Source organism: Microbacterium sp. B24, from assembly GCF_000333415.1.
Taxonomy (GTDB): Bacteria; Actinomycetota; Actinomycetes; order Actinomycetales; family Microbacteriaceae; genus Microbacterium.
The window spans coordinates 1-1,991 of the sequence record NZ_BADB01000307.1 but is presented as its reverse complement, the minus strand read 5'-3'; the positions used below and the strand labels follow the sequence as shown (position 1 = coordinate 1,991).

Here is a 1,991-nt window from a genome sequence, read left to right as displayed (position 1 = left end):
AGCCACCGGGGGGAAGCTGCTGATCGTCCTTCCCCTCACGTTCGCCGCGGTCGGCGTGCTCGGCGCGTTCTTCCCGCTCATCCTGGGCAATGGTCGCGCCCTCGCGACCGCCGGCTTCGATCTCGCTCAGCCCGCCTCCCTTCTGCTGGCACTCGCCGTCATGAAGTACGTTGCCACCTCGGTCTCGCTCGGATCCGGTGCGATCGGGGGCACCCTGCAGCCGTCGGTGGCGATCGGTGCGGCGTTGGGCGCGGCCGCCGCGACGGGCTGGGCGTTCATCTGGCCCGGTGCCGACGGTACGGCGTTGGCCATCGTGGCCGCGGGTGCGTTCCTTGCCGCCAACATGCGCGCCCCCTTCACCGCGATCGCCCTGATCATCGAGTTCACGGGAACGGGCTTCACCCTGCTGCTGCCGATCTTCCTCGCGGTCGCCGGCTCGCTCGCGGCATCTCGCCTCACGACGGGCGGCGGTCTGCGCCGCTTCGCGCCGATCGATCCCGGACGCGAGTAAGGGTCAGGCCGGCCAGGTCGAGAGCATGCGATCGAGACCGGCGATCATCCGGGCGAAGCTCTCCGAGACGCTGACCGGAAGGGCGAAGCCGCCGCCGTTCTCGAGCGCGCAGAACCCGTGCAGCGCGGCGCGCAGCGTGCGGGTCGCGTCGACCAGCTGATCGTCGGCGATGTCATAGCCGCGCAGCGTCGCCGAGACGACCTGCTGCACCTGTGCGGCGGCGAGGGCATGCGCCTCCTCGCGCGCCTCCCCGGGCAGCGGTGCGCGCTGGGTGGCCGCGTATCGTCCCGGATGCCGCAGTGCGTACCCCCGATAGGCGTGCGCAAGACTCTCCAGCGCCGCCGTCCGGGACACCCCGATGGCCGCGACCCGCAGTTCCTGGGCGAGCTCACGCGTCGCCTCGGTGGCCACAGCGGAGCGCAGCACCTCGAGCGAGGCGATGTGCTTGTAGAGGCTCGGCACCTTCACGCCGGCGCGGCCGGCGATCTCGGCGAGGGTGAGGCCGTCGAGCCCGAGCTCGTCGATCGTCTCCAGTGCCAGCGCCACCACGGCGTCGCGCGTGAGGCCGGCCCTAGGCACCGGTCACCTCGCGACAGAACGCGACCAGGGCGGGGCCGACCTGCTCGGGCTGCTCGGCCTGCGGGTAGTGGCCGGCGCCCTCCACGAGCGTCACGCGCGCGTGCAGCTGCTCGCCGATCCACGCCGCCTCTCCCCTCGGATCGCTGAAGTCGGGGTCGGCGGTGCCCATGATGACCAGCGCCGGTACCGACACCTCGGGGATCCGCTTCTCGGCGAGGCTGTGGTCGGTGCGGGTCGTGCGCGCGAACGCGGCGGTGGCGCCCGGGCGCGACATCGCCGCGCGGATCGCCGCGCGGTGCTCGGCGAAGTCGGCGGGCCGCCGGCCGGGGTAGAGCTGGGGCAGGTAGGCGAGCCAGGCGGCGCGAGCCCACGGCCGGAGCATCAGCAGGCGGAACGTCGCCGCGGCGAACGGGTTGGTCGGGGCGTTGCGGACGAACGGGCCGAGCAGTCCCAGGCCGCTGACGGCTGCGGGATTCTCGGCGGCCGCCCAGACGGCTGCTCCGGCGGCCATCGAGTTGCCGACGACGACCGCCGGACCGCCGAGGTGGGCGATGAGCGCGAGGATGTCGGTGCCGGCCGCGACGTCGTCGTACGCCGAGAACGTGGCGTCCGACTCGCCGTGGCCGCGCAGGTCCATCACGGCGACGCGGAAGCCGACCTCGCGCAGGGCGGGAACGGTGTGGCGGTAGCTTGCGGCGATCTCGCCCATGCCGGGCACGCAGACGATGAGCGGCCCGTCGCCGGTCACGCGATACGCGATGCGACCTTCGGGCCGGTCGAGGTGATGGACATCGAGCCGTGCGAAAGCGGCTGCGGGGGAGGTCGAGTTCGTCATAGCCATAAAGCTAATATCATTAGCCAAATCTGTCAAGATCGCTCGAGCACCGCACGACAGTGGGGG

At 72.2% G+C, this 1,991-nt stretch carries 3 protein-coding genes; 1 reads left to right on the top strand and 2 read right to left on the bottom strand.

All coding sequences use genetic code 11. From position 1 onward, the window contains the following. Window positions 1-511 (top strand): chloride channel protein (locus I5I_RS07970; RefSeq protein ID WP_036318284.1); only part of this gene is annotated, 511 nt, incomplete at its 5' end. 3 nt (window positions 512-514) lie between these two features. On the opposite strand, the gene I5I_RS07965 is transcribed toward I5I_RS07970, so the two are convergent. Both I5I_RS07965 and I5I_RS07960 read right to left on the bottom strand, forming a co-directional pair. Beyond that, window positions 515-1,090, bottom strand: a complete 576-nt coding sequence (locus tag I5I_RS07965; RefSeq protein ID WP_036318283.1) for a TetR/AcrR family transcriptional regulator — start codon at window positions 1,088-1,090, stop codon at window positions 515-517. After that, window positions 1,083-1,925: an alpha/beta fold hydrolase gene (locus tag I5I_RS07960; protein WP_051039535.1), complete on the bottom strand. Its 843-nt coding sequence runs from the start codon at window positions 1,923-1,925 to the stop codon at window positions 1,083-1,085. The genes I5I_RS07965 and I5I_RS07960 overlap by 8 nt, the downstream gene beginning before the upstream one ends. Window positions 1,926-1,991 lie beyond the last annotated feature (66 nt).